This window comes from Spirillospora sp. CA-128828, from assembly GCF_050945415.1.
Classification (GTDB): Bacteria; Actinomycetota; Actinomycetes; order Streptosporangiales; family Streptosporangiaceae; genus Spirillospora.
This window is the reverse complement of sequence record NZ_CP191986.1, coordinates 3,027,429-3,043,380: the sequence shown is the minus strand read 5'-3', so window position 1 is coordinate 3,043,380 and position 15,952 is coordinate 3,027,429. Positions and strand designations below refer to the sequence as shown.

Below are 15,952 nucleotides of genomic sequence, written 5' to 3'. Positions count from 1 at the left end.
CCCTACAACCATTTGAAGCCTACAACGATTCCCGGTGTGGTCAGTGCGGCGCGGGCGTGCGGGCGCGGGCGGCCGGAACGACCAGCGGGTTGCCGGTCTCCGGGCAGTCGATCACCCGGCACGGCAGCCGGAAGACCTGCTCGACCAGGTCGGACGTGACCACCGCGGCCGGTTCGCCCTCGGCGACGATCCGGCCGTCCCGCATCGCGATCATGTGCGTGGCGTACCGGGCGGCGTGGTTGAGGTCGTGCAGGACGGCGACGACCGTGCGGCCCTCCTCGTGCAGCCGCGCGCACAGGTCGAGCACCTCGATCTGGTGGGCGATGTCGAGATAGGTCGTCGGCTCGTCCAGGAGCAGCAGCGGCGTCTGCTGGGCGAGCGCCATCGCGATCCAGACGCGCTGCCGCTGCCCGCCCGAGAGCTCGTCCACGTGCCGGTCGGCGAGATCCTGGACACCGGTCGCGGCCATCGACTCGGCGACGACCCGCTCGTCCTCCTTCGACCACTGCCGCAGCAGGCTCTGGTGCGGGTACCGGCCGCGCGAGACCAGGTCGGCGACCGTGATGCCCTCCGGCGCGATGGACGACTGCGGCAGCAGGCCGAGCGTCCGCGCCAGCTTCTTGGCGGGCCAGCCGGCGATGGGCCGGCCGTCCAGGACGACCGTCCCCGCGGACGGCTTGAGGATCCGCGCCAGCGCCCGCAGCAGCGTCGACTTGCCGCACGCGTTCGGGCCCACGATCACCGTGAAGGAGCCCTCCGGGACGGCCACGTCGAGGTTCTCGGTGATGGTGCGCTTGTCGTAGGCGAGCGTCAGCCCGGTTCCGGTGAGGCGCGCGTTTGCATCCTTCAATTCAGATCCGTCCCGTCTTGCGTTCGGTCACGAGGAGCCAGACCAGGTATCCGCCGCCGAGCAGCCCGGTCACCACGCCGACCGGGAGCTGGTGGCCGGGGAACGCGCGCTGGGCGACCCAGTCGGCGGCCACCAGCAGCGCCGCGCCCATGCACGCCGCGGGCAGCAGGTTCGGCCCGGCCGTGCGGGTGAGCCGGCGGGCGAGCTGCGGCGCGGTCAGCGCGACGAACGCGACCGGGCCGGCCGCCGCCGCGGCGAGCGAGGTGAGCAGCACGGCCGCGGTGAGCAGGAGCAGCCGGACCCGCTCGATGGGGACGCCGAGGCCGTGCGCCGCGTCGTCGCCCATCTCCAGCATCCGCAGCGCCCGGCCGCAGCCGGCGAGGACGAGCGGGCCGAGGACGGCGAGCGCGGCGATGACGGGCCCGGCGTCCGCCCAGTCGCGGCCGTCCAGGCTGCCGGTCAGCCACAGGACGGCGCGCGCCGCGTCGGTGATCTTCGCCTGGGTGAGCAGGTAGCCGTTCACGCCGGTGAGGACCGCGGCGACGCCGATGCCGACGAGGATCAGCCGCTGCCCGTGCGCGCCGTGCCGCCCGGCGACCGCGTACACGACCAGCCCGGTCGCGAGGCCGCCGCCCGCCGCGCCGGCCGCGACCGCGACGCTGCCCGCGCCCGTCAGCACGATCACGGCGAGGACCCCGGTGGCGGCGCCCTGGCTGAACCCCAGGATGTCGGGGCTGCCGAGCGGGTTCCGGACGAGCGACTGGAAGATCGCCCCGGCCAGGCCGAGCGCGGCGCCGACCGCGAGCGCGGCCGCCACCCGCGGCAGCCGGATCTGGTTCACGATCAGGGAGTCGGCGGGCGAGCCGTGCCCGAACAGGGTCCGGACGACGTCGGCGGGGCTCATCGGGAAGTCGCCGCTGCCGATGAGGAGCACACCCGTCCCCAGCGCGACGCCGAGGCAGACCGCCGCGACGGCGAGAGCGCGTGGGCGGAAACGGAACGACGGCCCGCCGGGCGTGCGGATGACGGCGACATGCGGCGTCCTGCTCATGCGGCGGCCTTCCGCGGGCGCCGGACGAAGTAGAGGAACACCGGGCCGCCCGCGACGACCATCACGATGCCGACCTGGAGCTCGGACGGCCGGACGACGACCCGGCCGAGGACGTCGGCCGCGAGCATGAGGGCCGGCGAGAGGAGCGCGCAGTACGGGATCAGCCGCCGCAGGTCGGGGCCGGTCAGCGCGCGGACGAAGTGGGGCACCATCAGCCCGACGAAGATGATCGGCCCGCACGCCGCCGTCGCCGCCCCGCACAGCAGGGTGACCGTGACGATCGCGGCGATCCGGGCCCGGCCGGGGGACGCGCCGAGCGCGCGGGCCGCGTCCTCCCCCATGGCCATCGCGTTCAGCGGACGGGCCAGCAGCAGTGCCGTCACGAGCCCCACCAGGACGAACGGCGCGACCCGGACGACGGTGTACCCCTGCGCGGAGGCGAGGGAGCCGACCGTCCAGAAGCGCATCCGGTCGAGCGACGCGGTGTCGAGGAGCTGGACCGCGTTCACGTAGGAGAACAGCGCCGCGTTCAGCGCCGACCCGGCGAGCGCGAGCCGGGCCGGGGTGGCGCCGCGCCCGCCGCCGACCGCGTAGAGCAGCACCGCGACCGCGCCGGCGCCCGCGAACGCGAACCAGACGAAGCCGGTGAACGAGGTGACGCCGAGGAACGAGATCGCCGACACGACGGCCGCGGACGCTCCCGCGTTGATGCCGAGGAGCCCGGGGTCGGCGAGCGGATTGCGGGTCAGCGCCTGCATCACGGCGCCGGCGAGCCCGAGGGCCGTCCCGGCGAGGAGGCCGAGCAGCGTGCGCGGGACGCGCATGTCATGAACGACCGTGGAGGCGGCCGAGTCGGTGTGGAGCAGCCCGTTCCACACCTGCGCGATCGACAGCGGCTTCGCGCCGACCGCGAGGCTCAGCACGACGGTGGCGAGCAGGAGCAGCACCGCGGCGACGAGCCCGGCCGCCCACGGCGCGCCCCGCGCCCGCCCGGCGGACGGCCGCTCGGCGGGTGGCGTGAGCGGCGGCGACTTCGTCGACAACACCTGGTGGGCTCCGGGGGGACGTGCCGGGGACCGCCGTGACGGGTCCCACTCTGGACAAGATCTTAGGTTAGGTTAACCTAAGCTCGCATCGGCCACTATCCGGCCGCAGTAGTTGATTTGGGAGAACGTCCGTAATGTCGAACATCGGTGCTCGGCACCTCACCCGCCGCGGTTTCCTGGGCGCGAGCGGCGCCGTCGCCCTCGGGGCGTTCATCAGCGCGTGCGGAGACGGCGGAGGCGGAACGGCCTCGCCCCGCGGCGGCGCGTGGGAGTTCACCGACGACCGCGGCACGAAGGTCGACCTCAAGGCGCGCCCGCAGCGGGTCGTCGCCTACGTCGGCGCCGCCGCCGCCCTCTACGACTTCGGCGTCGACCGGCAACTCGTCGGCGTGTACGGCCCGACGAAGCTCAAGGACGGCAAACCCGACCCGCAGGCGGGGAACCTGCCCGTCGGCCGGCTGGAGATCATCGGCAACGCCTACGGCGAGTTCAACATCGAGAAGTACGCGGCGCTCCGCCCCGAGCTCCTCGTCGACAACATGTTCGTGCCACCCGACCTGTTCTACGTCCCGGCCGAGAGCAAGGACAAGATCTTCGCGCTGGCGCCGAGCGTCGCGATCTCCACCGGAGCCGTGTCCCTGCCGAAGCCGATCGAGCGGACCGCCGCGCTCGCCGCCGCCCTCGGCGCCGATCTGAAGTCCGCGAAGGTCACCGCCGCCAAGACCCGGTTCGAGAAGGCGTCCGAGACGCTGCGCGCGGCGGCCGAGGCAAAGCGCGGGCTGAAGGTGCTGGCGGCGTCCGCGAGCCCCGACCTCTTCTACGCCTCAAGCCCGGGCAAGAACACCGACCTCATCTACTTCAAGGAACTGGGGGTCGACCTGATCGTCCCGGAGAAGCCGGGCAAGGACGGCTACTTCGAGGAGCTGAGCTGGGAGAACGCCGGCAAGTACAAGGCCGACGTCATCATGCTCGACTCCCGGACCCAGGCGCTCCAGCCGAAGGACCTCGGCTCCAAGCCGTCCTGGAAGGACCTGCCCGCGGTGAAGGCGGGGCAGGTCATCGCGTGGCAGCCCGAGCCCCGCTTCTCCTACGAGGGCTGCGCGCCGATCATCGAAGCCCTCGCCACGTCCCTCCGGTCCGCCGGGAAGACCGGCTGAAAGGAAGCGTGATGACGACCCCGGCCCACCCGTACGCGTTCTTCGACCTGCACGTCCTGCGGTCCGAGCGGCTCGGCCCGTCCATGGTCCGGATCACCTTCGGCGGCGCGGCCGGTTTCGGCACCGGCGGACGCGACCAGCGCTTCAAGCTGTTCCTCCCGCACCCGCATCAGGACGCCCCCGTGATGCCGGAGAACAGCGACGGCGACACGTGGTTCGCCGACTGGCGGGCGCTCGACCCGGCCGAGCGCGGGATCATGCGCTCCTACACCGTGCGCGACACGCGCCCCGGCGAGCTCGACGTCGACTTCGCGCTGCACACCGACGGCGCTTCCGGCCCGGCCGCGCGCTGGGCCGCGGCGGCGGGCGCGGGCGACCGCGTCACCGTCCTCGGCCCGACCGGCCCCGACAACGGCGGCTACGACTTCCGGCCGCCGCCCGGGAGCCCGGTGGTGATCGCGGGCGACCTGACCGCGCTGCCCGCCATCGCCGGGAACCTCGCCTGGCTGCCCGCCGGGACGGCCGCCCAGGTGTGGATCGACGTCCCGCACGCCGAGGACCGGCAGGAGTTGCCGGCGGCCGCCGACGCGGAGATCACCTGGGTCTCCCCCGGCAGCCTGGTCGACGCGGTCCGCGCGGCCACGGTCCCGGACGGCGCCTACGCGTGGATCGCGGGCGAGTCCGCCGTGGTCAAGGCGCTGCGCCGGCATCTGGTGAACGAGCGCGGGCTGGACCGCCGCGCCGTCACCTTCACCGGCTACTGGCGGCGCGGCGCCACCGAGGAGGACCTGCTCTCCGAGGTCGTCGCCGGCGGCAGCCCCGCCACCGAGGAGTGAGTCACGGCGCCGGCAGGATGCCGTGCTCCAGCGCGGCCATCACCGCCGCCGTCCGGTCCGAGACGCCGAGCTTGCCGAAGATCCGCAGCAGGTGCGTCTTCACGGTCGCCTGGCCGATGTAGAGGCGCTCGCCGATCGCGGCGTTGGTGAGGCCCTCCGCGACCAGGGCGAGCACCTGCGACTCCCGCACCGACAGGACGGGCGGCGGCGCCGCCTCGCTCGCCGCCGCCAGCCGGGCCGACACCTCCGGCGACAGCACCCGCCGGCCGGCCGCGACGTCCCTGACCGCCGCGGCGAGGTCGGCCCGCGAGGCGTCCTTGAGCAGGTAGCCGGCGGCGCCGGCCTCGATCGCCCGGACGATGCCGGCGTCGTCGTGGAACGTCGTCAGCACGAGGATCCGGTGCCCGGGCAGCCGCTCGATCGCGCTGACCCCGTCCCCGGACGGCATCCGCAGGTCCATCAGGATGACGTCGGGACCTACGGCCGGCACCACCGCGACGGCCTCGTCCCCGGACGCGGCCTCCGCCGCCACCTCGATGTCCGCCTCCGCCGCGAGCATCCCCCGCAGCCCCTCCCGGACGATCGGATGATCGTCGACGATCATGACGCGGAGCACGGCACCGCCACCTCGACCCTCGTGCCGTCCCCGCCCGCGACCGTGAACGTCCCGCCGGCCTGCTCGACCCGGCTCCGCATCCCGCGCAGCCCGAACCCCCGGCCGGCCTCGCCCGGCTCGAACCCGCACCCGTCGTCGGCGACGGTCAGCCGCACCGGGTCGCCATAGACCAGCGACATCCGCACCGACCCCGCCCCCGAATGCTTCCGGACGTTCGCGAGCGCCTCCTGCGCCACCCGCAGCAGGACGACCTCCACCGCGTCCAGCGGCCGCGGTTCCCCCTCCACGACCAGATCGACGGGAAGGTCGAAGTCACGGGCCATCTTCCGCAGCGCCTCCACGAGCGAACCGCCGTCCAGCGCGGGCGGCGCCAGCGCCGCGACCAGGCCGCGCGTCTCGGCCAGGTTCTCCCGCGCCGCCCGGGCGGCGAGCTCCAGATGCCGGTTCGGGCCGACCTCCGCCTCCGCCGCCTGCAGCAGCATCGTGATGGACGTGAACCCCTGCGCGATCGTGTCGTGGATGTCGCGGGCCAGCCGCTCCCGCTCGGCGAGCACACCCGCCTCCCGGCTCACGCCGGCCAGCTCGTCCCGCGTCCGGTCCAGCTCCTCGATCAGGCGCATCCGCTCGCGGTTCTGCCGGCCGAGCCGTCCGATGAACACGGCGAGCAGCACGCTGCACGCGAGCGCCGCCGTGATGATCACGACCGTCACCGCCCGTCCCGCCCCGGACGCCGCCAGCGCGAGCCCGACCGGCCCGGAGAACAGCACGAACATCAGCGCGAAGCCGCGGGCCGTCCCGTACATCATGTAGACCTGCGGCGCCAGCGCGGCGAGTCCCGTCGCCGTCACCGGCGCGACCAGCGTCGCGGGGACGAACATGCAGATCAGCGCGACAGCGTAGATCCTGCACCCGGGCCGCGGCACCTCCTGCGACCGCAGCGCCTTCCGCCCGATCGCCACGTACGCCAGGCTCAGCAGGACGAGCAACGCGATCGCCGCGGCCCGCCTGCCCGGCGGCACCGCGTCGGCGGCCGTCGCGGCGATGGTCCCGACGAGCACCATCGCGAAGTAGGCGTCCCAGAACGGATACGAGCGCTGCCAGACGTTCTCCGCCCGCGCCACCCCCGGATCACCGGTCATGCCCCGATCACCCGCCCCCGTTTCCACCGACCGGTGGATAGTACTGCCCTCCACGTCACACGATCATCGTGACCATGAACAAGAACCCCGTCCGGCAGGCCCTCTTCGTCCTCACCATCGTGTACGGCCTCGTCATCGGACTCCTCGCCGTCCTCGACGTGGACGCCCTCGGCGTCGTCGCCGCCGCGGGCGCGGTCCTCATCGGCCTCGGCTGGGGCTTCTCCGGCATGTTCACCCGCCACAAGCCCCAGAACTGACCAGGCCCGACGTTGGACGACGGACCCCGGGAACGGCCGCCCGAACTCGATCACCCCAGCCAGGCAGGGAGACAACGCCGATGGGCACGACTCCCCACCACGGCTCCCACGAGGCACTCGAAACAATCGGCTCGTTTTCTCACCGCGGGCCCGGCCACAGTGCCGGGCCCGCTTCATGCCGGTCAGCCCACCCGCATAGCCGCCAACCCATCGTTGTTCTCTAAGAGCGCGTCTCACGTAGCCACAGTGCGGTCTGCGGAATAGCGCGGGACCATGCCGTCGGCGCCAAGCGCGGAACAAAGACACGAGGAACATCGCGCCGCCCCAGCGGCTCAGCCTCCTGGGCATCTCATGCCGCCTCACGACTGACCATTACCTCATGTGGCCCTCGATGCGCCCTGGTGCGTGCCCTGGCGTGCGGTCCCCAGAGTCGCCCGGAAGGCAGGGTTCGTCATCCATTCAATTCCGCCCCGCACGCACCGACTGCCCTGGAACCGATGAAGGCATAAAAGCGTCCCAATCCTCATGAGGGATTCTGATGACCGAATCACTAACGCCCGGCCGACCATGCGCGGAAGGTAAATACCCGATGAGGACGAGGCCTCAAAAACAGCAGGCGCCCCCGCCGAACGCGTCACCTGCTCTGACCAGGCAAACCAAAATATGGTTGATCACCGCGAGTGTGATGATCTTGTCAGCCCTGGTAGGTGTGCCTGTGGTCGGTCATCTGGTCAACGGTCCTTCTCCCGAGCCGGGTGACTGCCTGGAGGCGAAGGGGCGGGGCGGCAAAACCGGATACACCAGCGAGTTCCGCATCGTTTCCTGTACCGCGCCGACTGCCGCATACAAAGTGGCCATGTTCGGCGGCCACCTAGGCTGCGACGACAACACCTACGGTGAAACCTCCGCTTCAGGAAGGACGAGCGGCCGGTACCTGTGCCTGATGCTGAACGCGAAGGTCGGAGACTGCTTCTACCAGGAGGTCGGGTTCCCCACCGGCAAGGCCACCAAGGTGCCGTGCGGACCGTCAGCGACCTATCGGGTCGTCGCCGTAATACCGGGCAAGGCCCACCACACCGCCTGTGGCCCGGATGTCAATCCACTGGAGAGCGATCCCGCCAAGCCCCTCGCGTTGGTCTACCCTCGACCACCGCTCACGATCTGCACGACCGGCATCTGACCGGCCTGCCGCGCCGAACACCCCGCAGACCGCAAGCAACTACGGCCGGTGATCAAGCAAGGCACCGAAGCGAGACGCGTTTTTCGTGATGAATCAGGCGAGTGGCTCCCCTCCAAGGGAGCACAAAAGGCCCCTGCCCACGATCGCAGCGGAGCCTGACCACGAGCCGCAACCAGGAGGGGGCGTGGGGCGGAGCCCCCACATCGGGGGTCCGGGGGTCGCCCCCGGGGAACACTGCGGGCCCCGGCGAAAGCAAGCGAAGCGCGCTGAGCAGCCGAAGCCGCCTCGGCTCCCGCGATTGGACTCGAACCAATAACCTGCCGGTTAACAGCCGGCTGCTCTGCCGATTGAGCTACGCGGGATCGTGCGTCCGGTGGGGTCGTGGCCCCCTGCCGGCGGGTCTAGGTTAGCGCATGTCCGGGGCTGTTCGCGCACCGTTATGGGTGGGGGCGGCGCTGGCGGGTATGGGGGTGTCACGATTCCGCCGTCAGTGGGAGTTGGACATGAAGACCCGCATGATGTTCATGGCAGGAGCCGCGGTCGGCTACGTCTTCGGGACGAGGGCCGGGCGTGAGCGGTACGAGCAGATGAAGCGGTTGTCGAAGCAGGTGTCGGAGAACCCGAACGTGCAGGAGGCCGCGGGGATGCTGCGGTCGAAGGGCGAGGAGTTCGCCGGGGCGGCGCGCGGCAAGGCCGGGCAGCTGAAGGAGCGGGTGCCGGAGCAGATGCCGGGGCGGCACAAGGTGTCGGACGAGGAGCAGCCCCCGGTGTATCCCGGTTAGAGGCCGGTCTGGCGGCGCAGGTCCTCAAGGACCTGCTCGGCCTGGGCGCGCAGGCCCGGGTCGGTGGGGTCGAGTCCGGCGTCGAAGACGAACGTCCAGCGCACGTCGCCCCCCGCGGCGGGGCGCCGGCCGGCGATGCGGACCTTTCCGCCGCCGGGTAGCACCGCCTGGTGGGTGACGGCGATGGTGGCGGTGACGCGTTCCCGGACGGTCTCCGGCACGGAGCCCGGGTCGGTGAGCCGCACGTGGTGCTCGGTGCCCCCGGAGGTCTCCTTGACGTGCAGCCAGCCGTCCTTCCAGGTGGCGTGGTCGACGCGTTCCCAGGGGATGCGGGCGAAGCCGCCGGACGGGGTCGGGACGTGCAGCGCGGTGACGGTGGCGACGACGTGGGAGCCGCCGCGGGTGGGGGCCGCGGCGAGGACGCGCTCGCCGCGTTCCAGCGCGAGCGTGTCGCGGACCGCGGCGGGCAGGGGACCCCGGAGTAGACGCATGGCCCCAACGGTAGGCGATCAGGCGGCCTGCGGGGCGCGCCGGGCCCCGAGGAGGTCGAGGACGAGGGCGGCCGACCAGGCGTAGTCGTGGCTGCCGCGTCCGGTGCCGTCGAACGGGTCGAAGAACTCGCGGAAGCCGGACTGGCGGACGAGCCGCATGGTGGAGCCGTAGAGCAGGTCGGCGACGACCGGGAGCCCGTGGCCGAGGGCGCCGTACCAGACGAGCCAGTTCGTGCTGATCCAGGTGGGGCCGCGCCAGTATCCGCCGCGGTCGAAGGCGGGCGCCTGGATGTCGCAGGTGGGGACGGGGTAGCCGGCGGCGCCTGCGAACCGGGCGGACAGCAGCAGGTCGACGAGGGTGCGGACGATCGGGGCGGGCAGTTCGGGGTCCAGGAGCGGGCCGAACGCGCCGACGGTGATGACGGGGAGCAGTCGGTCGTCGCGCAGGTCGCGGGCGCGGAAGCAGCCGGTCTCGGGGTCCCAGAGCCGGTCGAGCATGGCCTGGTGGACGCGCTCCGCGCGTTCGCGGTGCGGGACGGGGTCGGCGCCGACGATCCGGGCGATGTCGGCGAGGGCGTGCGTGGACGCCAGGTATGTGGCGTTGACGAGGGGGTCCTCGACGGCGAAGGGGTGCGTGTCGCGGAAGTAGCCGGGCCGGTAGCCCGCCTCCCGCATGAGCGCGACGAGCCGCACGTAGCGGTCGTAGTCCTCGCCGTTCGGCAGCGTGTGGGGGCGGAGGCCGGGCGCGTAGGAGGACGGCGGGAGCTGCAGGGCGCCGAGGGGGCGGTCCCAGGCGGGGCTGTTGTCGAGGCCGGACTCCCACGGGTGGCAGATGGCGACGAGGCCGCTGGAGCCGAGGTCGCGGCAGCGGGCGAGGTAGCGGTGCTGGGCGGTCAGCATCGGGTACAGGCGGGCGAGGAAGGCCCGGCTGCCCTCGCCGTCGGCGGCGCATTCGTGCAGGCGGAGGGCCGTGAGCGCGTGCAGCGGCGGCTGAGTGAGGCCGGAGGTGTGGACGCCGCGCGGCGCGTCGCGCTGCCGTTCGCTGCACCACAGTTCCGGGCCGGGGAAGAAGGCGTGCCGGTCGAGGCTCGTGTTGAACACGATGTGGGGGAGCATCCCGTCCGCCCACTGGCCGCGGAACAGGGAGAGGAGCTCGGCCTCGGCGCGGTCGCGGCGGTGGCGGGCGAGCCCCATGCTGATGAAGGCCGAGTCCCAGCTCCACTGGTGCGGGTAGAGGCCTGGCGACGCGGCGGTGGCGGTCCCGGTCCAGTTCGCGTCGAGCACCCGCGCCGCGGCCTTCCACAGCGCGGTCTCGTCGCCGGTCAGACGGGAGCTCATGTGGTCCAGGTGACCTCCTCCTGAGCGAGAGAAGGGTTCACCGTGATTGTCGCCCTCAGATGGCGGCCACGGCGACCCCTGGAGCGGCGTCGGTTCTCAACGGATGACTTCCGTGGTTCGTGATTATTTACGGTGCCGCCGCGCGTTCCAAGAGCCAATAGGCGATCTCCTCGCCGGCGGCGATGCCGCGTGCGGCGGTGACGGCGGTGTCCGGGGACGTCCAGCCGGTGTCGTGCAGTTCGCCGTGGGCGGGGCGGATCGACCGGCCGGCGGCTTCGAGCAGCTCGATGTCCAGGAGCGAGTCGCCGGTGGCGAGCATCGTGGACGCGCCGGTGCGGCGGGCGACCTCCCCGGCGGCGGCGGCCTTGGACAGGCAGGCGGGCAGGCAGTACACCTTCCGGCCCTGCAGCGACGTCCGCCAGCCGCGTTCGCCGCACCATCCGGTGAGGTCCTCGACCCACCCGGACGGCAGCGAGGCGCGGTCCACGACCGTGTAGGCGAACAGGCCGGACGCGGTGCGCCGCTTCAGCACGAAGTCGCCGGAGACACGGGTGAGGTGGTCCTGGACGTCCGCGAGCGGCGCGCACCCGCCCGAGACCCGGTTCCGGACGGTAGCCGCCCATTCCGGGTCGTCCTCGCCGTCCACGAGGAGGTGGCCGCCGTTCGCGCAGATGGCGTACGAGGGCGGCTTCTCCAGCAGATGCACGCGCCGGTACTGCTCCGGTGTGCGGGTCGTCGTCGGGACGAACGTGGCCGCCGTCGAGAGGGCTTCCAGCGTGCGCGCGGCCGGCTCGGTCATGTAGGAGAGCGGCGCGCCCTGGTAGAACTCCACGCACAGCAGGCGCGGCATCGTCTCGTCCGGCCCGTCCAGGCCGAAGGCGGCGGCGGAGTAGATGAGCGTGCGGTCCAGGTCGCAGCACACGAGGACGGTCACTGGACGGCCCCCTGACCGAACCGCGGGTGTATAAGCCCCATGCACGCATAGGGGAACCTGCCGGGCTCCACGTCATGGACGGGCACACCCCGTTCGCCGGCGAGCAGCCTGATGTGCGTCACCTCGGGTCCGGCGTCGGCCCGCACGAGCACCTTCCATGGGACGCGCCGCAGCAGCACCCGCGTGGTCTCCCCGATCCCGGGCTTGACGAGGTTCAGGTCGTCGATCCCTTCCGCCTCGGCACAGCGCCGGACGGCCTCCCACCCCGACCAGTCGGGGGCGCGGCCGGCCGCGCGGAGGTCCGGCAGGTCCTTCGCCACGCGCTCGGCCACGTCCGGGAACCGCGCGCAAATGGTGTCGAGGAAGACGGCCGACACGTCGTCCGGGGCCAGTTCGGCATAGAACTTCGCGCCGTGGAAGTCGCCGGGCCCGATCAGTGAGTCGTTCAGGACCGTGCGGCTCACCAGGCCCGACACGGTCGAGTTGAGGCAGGCGGAGGGGATCAGGAAGTCGTCCCGCGTGCCGTAGAGGGACGTGCACCGCCCCGGATCGGCCAGCACCGCTAGATCGGGCGGGAACGGATGCGATGCCAGGGCGGCGGTGAGTTCGCGCGTGATGGCGCCCTTGCCCGTCCAGCCGTCCACGAACATCACGGACGCCGGGTCGTGGCGCCCGGCGAGATATCGCAGCGCCACGGTGTCGATGCCGCGCCCGCGCACGATGCTGACCGCGTAGTGCGGGAGGTCGAGGCCGTGGGCGAACCTCGCCCAGCGGCGCATCAGGATCCCGACCGGCGTCCCGGCCCGCGCCAGCGACACCAGGACGGTGCCCGGTCCGCGCTCGGCGAGGATCATCTCGGTGACCAGCCCGGTCGCGTAGGCGAGCCGTTCGGCGGACGCCTCCAGCGCCTCGTGGAACAGCCGCCGGTACTCGGGGCCCGGCTGGTACTCGACCGGAAGCGACTCGGCGTAGTGCGCCCGGCCCGACTGGATCGCCGCCTCACGCTCCTCTGTGGGCGCTTCGAGCCGCACATGGGAGAGGTCCTTGAGCAGCCACGTGACGTCCTCCGCCGGGTAGCTGCCAAAGGACGGCCCGTACAGCGGCTTCACGCACACCTCCCATAGGCGGGGACGGTCGCGACCAGAACCGGCGTAAGCGCGCGCAGCCGTTCCAAGAGCCCATGAGTGAGGGCCGAGGTGTCGCCGACATCGTCCACGACGAACACGATCCGATCGAACCCGCGTTGACCGGCGCCAGGAGCGACGTTGTAGGCGTACCGCTCCCCTGGCCCATCAGAGGGATCGTCATGCGATGGGAAGGCGAGCCGCGTCCGGATCGCATAGCCAGGGTCGTCCACGGCCAGGACGGGTGAACGCGTCGTCGTCGAGTAGCGGACGTCCACGTGCGGCAGCGCGTCTGCGAGCGCCTCAGCGAGACGCAGCGGCGCGTACATCAGCTCCTCGAAACCGAGCACGAGGACGCGGGAGGCTCCATCGAGCCCCGCCGCGAGGACGTCGCCCATCCGCTCCAAGTCCTTCTCCAGCCGTGCCCGGTGCTCGGGCAGGAATCCGTGCCGCCCCCCATCCGGCAATCCGGCGGGCCATTCCAGCCCGACCCGGGAGACCTCGAACCGGGGGCCGCCCTCCTCCGACACATCTGAAGAGATTCCGGCGACGAGTTTTTTCCCCGCTTCCAGGATGCCGTCCGGAAGCTCGACATGCCCTCCCGCCAATGCCACCGCGTCAATGCGGGCACCCATCTGGGCGGCGAGCGCGTCCATGCGGGCCCGATCGGCAGCGTCCCGCAAATCGACCAGGGCCGCCAGAACGTAACGGCTCCTGGGACGGACGGCATGCAGAGCCTCGATGGTGTTCAGCACCGTCCGGCCGGTGGAAAGCTCATCGTCCACCAGAACCACCGGGGCGTCACGGTCGAACGCGGTCGCGTCGCCAGGCAGCAGCAGATGGCTGGTGGCGTGACTGTGCTCCTCCTCGAACCCGCCATAGGTGACGAATCCTTCAACGGGACGCCTCGTGGAGTGCAGGTAGTAGGCGCCGCCCAGAGCGTCCGCGACCGAATGCCCCAAGGCCGTGGCGGTCTCGGCATAGCCCAGCACGATCGCGTCCACGGGTGCCTGAGGTGCGCGCATGAGATCGCGAAGAGCGGAGGCCGCCCCCGGAACACCATGCAGCCCGTCCAAGAGAAGCGAACCGGGATGGGACGGCTCCTCCCCTCGCAGGCACGCGCGCACAAGCTCGCCCAGCAACAACCCCGACCCGTACACAAGCCGCGGATCGGTCGGGACATGCTTGCCCAGCACGGCGGAGACCAGCAGATGCGCCCGCTTCGGGTTGCGGCGCACGGCGAGCCCGACAAGAGACGAAAGCCCGGCACCGCCAGGGCTGGCGCCGTCAGTGAGGCGTACGCCGAGACGGGACGCCACCCAGGAGCCGGTCACCGGACGTCCGCCGCTTCCAGCAGCTCGACGAACGTGACGCCCTCCGCGGCCACCCCGAACACCCGGGCGCGCAGCATCAGCCGCTGGGCCCACGCCCGGTGCGGCTTGGCCTCGTTCATCTTGTTGGCGTACGAGCTGGCCATCGCCCCGCCCCCGGTGACACCGAGGATGTCGGCGGCGTCGCAGTACTCCTCGTGCGTCACCACCGACAGGGCGTGCACCGCCGCCACATGGCTCGGATGGATCACGGTCTTGCCGGTGAGGCCGTTCGCCTTGTCCAGGTGCACCTCGCGGATCAGCCCGTCCAGGTCGGAGGTGATCAGCCGCTGCCGCAGCGGCGCGGCCCGCTGCCGGTCGAACGGCGACTGCCGCAACTGCGGCTTGAACATCCGCTCCCCCTGCGAGAAGTACTCCCAGACGGGTCCGGTCACGATGTATCCGGTGCCGTCGGCGCGGCCGAGGATGTTGACCACGTCGCAGATGACGCCCGCGACCGGCCGGATGTCGTAGATCGTCAGGTCGGGCGGACGGCGCAGCCCGTAGGCGGCGGACATGTCGGTCGCGCCGAGCCGGACCGCGAGGATCCGCGACCGGTGCTTGGCGAGCAGCCGCGCCACGTCGTACAGCATCTCCGCGCGGGTCTCGGCGTACACGGCCTCCGGGCTCTCGATCACCGGCATCGCCAGGAGCCGGCGCCCGGAGCGGGCGGCCGCGTCCTCCAGCGCGTCCAGGAACGCTCCACCGCCCGTCGCGGTGAACTTCGGCAGCACGAACCCGGTGACCAGCTCGGCGGCGTCGCCGAGCCGGCCGATCAGGTCGGCGATCTGCCGGGGGTCGCGGACCCGGACGAACAGCAGCGGCACGTCCCCGCCGCGCTCGCGCAGCGTCCGCAGCTGCGCGACGAGGTTGGCCTCCCCCGACCCGACCTCGTCGTCGCCGATCGCGTCCTCCAGGCACACGACCATGCTCATCACGCCCCGCCGCGCGGCCCGCCCGATGTCGGCGGCGAGGCGGGGTCGCGTGGCGGGGCAGTACAGCGTCGCGCCGAGCGCCACCGCCAGCACCGCCGGGTCGTCGTGGCGTCCGAACGGGCGCGGGTGCCGGTAGAACAGGTGCTTGCGACGCGCGGCGTCGATGTGGTCGAAATGCCGCATGGACAAGCCGTTAAGGGCGGTTGCCGGGGGGTGTGGGGGGTCGCCCCCCACCGGAGGAACGTCCCGGATCACAGGTGGGTCGACACGGCCGGCAGCAGGTGCTGGAACGTGCGCCCGGTCGCGGTCGCGCCGATCGCGGTCATCGACCAGCCCTGCCCGTCCCGCGACACCTTGGCCATGATCTGCGCGCTGTGCTGCCCGGCGCCGCTCAGGTCGTAGCGCGCGATCTCCTGGCCGGTGCTCTCGTCCACCAGCCGGCAGAACGCGTTCGCGATCTGGGAGAAGTCCTGGCCGGTGAACGAGTTGACCGTGAACACGAGCTGGGTGACGTTGGCCGGGACGCTCTGCAGGTCGACGTTGATGACCTCGTCGTCGCCCTCCCCCGCGCCGGTCAGGTTGTCGCCGGTGTGCTGGACGGACCCGTCCTTGCTGCGCAGCTGCCGGAACCACACCTGGTCGGAGAGGTTCCCGCCGGCGTCGAACAGCAGGCAGGACGCGTCCAGGTCGATGGACTGCGTCTTGCTCTTGCCGAACATGCCCTTCTTGGCGACGGCGTCCCAGCCGAGACCCATCTTGACCCGGCTGAGCGTGCCCCCGCCCGGCTTGGCCAGCGAGACCTTCTGCCCCTTCTGCAGCGAGATCGACATCGTCGGCTCCTTTGGT

Annotated in this window: 17 protein-coding genes and 1 tRNA gene; 5 read left to right on the top strand and 13 right to left on the bottom strand. The window is 72.0% G+C overall.

Annotated elements, in window-relative coordinates:
• Window positions 1–40 precede the first annotated feature (40 nt).
• From ACQPXG_RS15150 to ACQPXG_RS15140, 3 genes are read right to left on the bottom strand one after another with little or no spacing between them, the layout of a single operon-like run.
• Window positions 41–850, bottom strand: coding sequence for an ABC transporter ATP-binding protein (locus ACQPXG_RS15150; RefSeq protein ID WP_433468311.1), 810 nt, complete (start codon window positions 848–850; stop codon window positions 41–43).
• A gap of 1 nt (window position 851) precedes the next feature.
• Window positions 852–1,901, bottom strand: a complete 1,050-nt coding sequence (locus ACQPXG_RS15145) for a FecCD family ABC transporter permease (protein WP_433468310.1) — start codon at window positions 1,899–1,901, stop codon at window positions 852–854.
• Complete coding sequence (locus ACQPXG_RS15140; protein ID WP_433468309.1) at window positions 1,898–2,947, bottom strand: FecCD family ABC transporter permease; 1,050 nt, start codon at window positions 2,945–2,947, stop codon at window positions 1,898–1,900. The genes ACQPXG_RS15145 and ACQPXG_RS15140 overlap by 4 nt, the downstream gene beginning before the upstream one ends.
• 134 nt (window positions 2,948–3,081) lie before the next feature.
• Between ACQPXG_RS15140 and ACQPXG_RS15135 the strand changes: the two genes are divergently transcribed.
• Together ACQPXG_RS15135 and ACQPXG_RS15130 are read left to right on the top strand one after the other, a co-directional pair.
• Complete coding sequence (locus tag ACQPXG_RS15135) at window positions 3,082–4,104, top strand: ABC transporter substrate-binding protein (protein WP_433468308.1); 1,023 nt, start codon at window positions 3,082–3,084, stop codon at window positions 4,102–4,104.
• Between the two features lie 11 nt (window positions 4,105–4,115).
• The gene (locus ACQPXG_RS15130) at window positions 4,116–4,940 is read left to right on the top strand and encodes a siderophore-interacting protein (RefSeq protein ID WP_433468307.1); all 825 of its coding nucleotides are present in this window, start codon (window positions 4,116–4,118) and stop codon (window positions 4,938–4,940) included.
• A gap of 1 nt (window position 4,941) precedes the next feature.
• Here ACQPXG_RS15130 and ACQPXG_RS15125 read toward each other — a convergent pair whose 3' ends face one another.
• Together ACQPXG_RS15125 and ACQPXG_RS15120 are read right to left on the bottom strand one after the other, a co-directional pair.
• Window positions 4,942–5,556: a response regulator gene (locus ACQPXG_RS15125; protein ID WP_433468306.1), complete on the bottom strand. Its 615-nt coding sequence runs from the start codon at window positions 5,554–5,556 to the stop codon at window positions 4,942–4,944.
• Window positions 5,541–6,695: a sensor histidine kinase gene (locus ACQPXG_RS15120; protein ID WP_433468305.1), complete on the bottom strand. Its 1,155-nt coding sequence runs from the start codon at window positions 6,693–6,695 to the stop codon at window positions 5,541–5,543. Before ACQPXG_RS15120 ends, ACQPXG_RS15125 begins: the two co-directional genes overlap by 16 nt.
• A 74-nt stretch (window positions 6,696–6,769) precedes the next feature.
• Between ACQPXG_RS15120 and ACQPXG_RS15115 the strand changes: the two genes are divergently transcribed.
• A complete protein-coding gene (locus ACQPXG_RS15115) occupies window positions 6,770–6,952 on the top strand; it encodes a hypothetical protein (RefSeq protein WP_433468304.1) in 183 nt (60 codons plus the stop codon).
• 667 nt (window positions 6,953–7,619) lie between these two features.
• Window positions 7,620–8,132: an LppU/SCO3897 family protein gene (locus ACQPXG_RS15110; RefSeq protein ID WP_433468303.1), complete on the top strand. Its 513-nt coding sequence runs from the start codon at window positions 7,620–7,622 to the stop codon at window positions 8,130–8,132.
• Between the two features lie 289 nt (window positions 8,133–8,421).
• Here the strand turns inward: ACQPXG_RS15110 and ACQPXG_RS15105 are convergent.
• Window positions 8,422–8,494, bottom strand: a tRNA-Asn gene (locus ACQPXG_RS15105).
• 141 nt (window positions 8,495–8,635) lie between these two features.
• Between ACQPXG_RS15105 and ACQPXG_RS15100 the strand changes: the two genes are divergently transcribed.
• A complete protein-coding gene (locus tag ACQPXG_RS15100; RefSeq protein ID WP_433468302.1) occupies window positions 8,636–8,914 on the top strand; it encodes a YtxH domain-containing protein in 279 nt (92 codons plus the stop codon).
• Here ACQPXG_RS15100 and ACQPXG_RS15095 read toward each other — a convergent pair.
• The 7 genes from ACQPXG_RS15095 to ACQPXG_RS15065 all read right to left on the bottom strand — a co-directional run bounded on the left by ACQPXG_RS15095 (window position 8,911) and on the right by ACQPXG_RS15065 (window position 15,936).
• Complete coding sequence (locus tag ACQPXG_RS15095; RefSeq protein ID WP_433468301.1) at window positions 8,911–9,405, bottom strand: hypothetical protein; 495 nt, start codon at window positions 9,403–9,405, stop codon at window positions 8,911–8,913. The two genes, ACQPXG_RS15100 and ACQPXG_RS15095, sit on opposite strands and share 4 nt — an antisense overlap.
• 18 nt (window positions 9,406–9,423) lie before the next feature.
• Window positions 9,424–10,743: an amylo-alpha-1,6-glucosidase gene (locus tag ACQPXG_RS15090; protein ID WP_433468300.1), complete on the bottom strand. Its 1,320-nt coding sequence runs from the start codon at window positions 10,741–10,743 to the stop codon at window positions 9,424–9,426.
• Between the two features lie 127 nt (window positions 10,744–10,870).
• Window positions 10,871–11,677, bottom strand: a complete 807-nt coding sequence (locus tag ACQPXG_RS15085) for an HAD family hydrolase (protein WP_433468299.1) — start codon at window positions 11,675–11,677, stop codon at window positions 10,871–10,873.
• On the bottom strand, window positions 11,674–12,786 hold the full coding sequence (locus ACQPXG_RS15080; RefSeq protein ID WP_433468298.1) for a cysteine protease StiP family protein: 1,113 nt from the start codon (window positions 12,784–12,786) through the stop codon (window positions 11,674–11,676). Before ACQPXG_RS15080 ends, ACQPXG_RS15085 begins: the two co-directional genes overlap by 4 nt.
• On the bottom strand, window positions 12,783–14,135 hold the full coding sequence (locus ACQPXG_RS15075) for a phosphoribosyltransferase family protein (RefSeq protein ID WP_433468297.1): 1,353 nt from the start codon (window positions 14,133–14,135) through the stop codon (window positions 12,783–12,785). The genes ACQPXG_RS15080 and ACQPXG_RS15075 overlap by 4 nt, the downstream gene beginning before the upstream one ends.
• Window positions 14,132–15,289: an HpcH/HpaI aldolase/citrate lyase family protein gene (locus ACQPXG_RS15070; RefSeq protein WP_433468296.1), complete on the bottom strand. Its 1,158-nt coding sequence runs from the start codon at window positions 15,287–15,289 to the stop codon at window positions 14,132–14,134. Before ACQPXG_RS15070 ends, ACQPXG_RS15075 begins: the two co-directional genes overlap by 4 nt.
• 68 nt (window positions 15,290–15,357) lie before the next feature.
• The gene (locus tag ACQPXG_RS15065) at window positions 15,358–15,936 is read right to left on the bottom strand and encodes a TerD family protein (protein WP_433468295.1); all 579 of its coding nucleotides are present in this window, start codon (window positions 15,934–15,936) and stop codon (window positions 15,358–15,360) included.
• Between the last annotated feature and the right edge of the window lie 16 nt (window positions 15,937–15,952).

What these genes read in the sequence shown, in the direction of transcription:
- ACQPXG_RS15145 (WP_433468310.1), bottom strand. Translation starts at nt 1,901, where the DNA reads ATGAGCAGGACGCCGCATGTCGCCGTCATCCGCACGCCCGGCGGGCCG.
- ACQPXG_RS15135 (WP_433468308.1), top strand. Translation starts at nt 3,082, where the DNA reads ATGTCGAACATCGGTGCTCGGCACCTCACCCGCCGCGGTTTCCTGGGC.
- ACQPXG_RS15130 (WP_433468307.1), top strand. Translation starts at nt 4,116, where the DNA reads ATGACGACCCCGGCCCACCCGTACGCGTTCTTCGACCTGCACGTCCTG.
- ACQPXG_RS15120 (WP_433468305.1), bottom strand. Translation starts at nt 6,695, where the DNA reads ATGACCGGTGATCCGGGGGTGGCGCGGGCGGAGAACGTCTGGCAGCGC.
- ACQPXG_RS15115 (WP_433468304.1), top strand. Translation starts at nt 6,770, where the DNA reads ATGAACAAGAACCCCGTCCGGCAGGCCCTCTTCGTCCTCACCATCGTG.
- ACQPXG_RS15100 (WP_433468302.1), top strand. Translation starts at nt 8,636, where the DNA reads ATGAAGACCCGCATGATGTTCATGGCAGGAGCCGCGGTCGGCTACGTC.
- ACQPXG_RS15095 (WP_433468301.1), bottom strand. Translation starts at nt 9,405, where the DNA reads ATGCGTCTACTCCGGGGTCCCCTGCCCGCCGCGGTCCGCGACACGCTC.
- ACQPXG_RS15090 (WP_433468300.1), bottom strand. Translation starts at nt 10,743, where the DNA reads ATGAGCTCCCGTCTGACCGGCGACGAGACCGCGCTGTGGAAGGCCGCG.
- ACQPXG_RS15070 (WP_433468296.1), bottom strand. Translation starts at nt 15,289, where the DNA reads ATGCGGCATTTCGACCACATCGACGCCGCGCGTCGCAAGCACCTGTTC.
- ACQPXG_RS15065 (WP_433468295.1), bottom strand. Translation starts at nt 15,936, where the DNA reads ATGTCGATCTCGCTGCAGAAGGGGCAGAAGGTCTCGCTGGCCAAGCCG.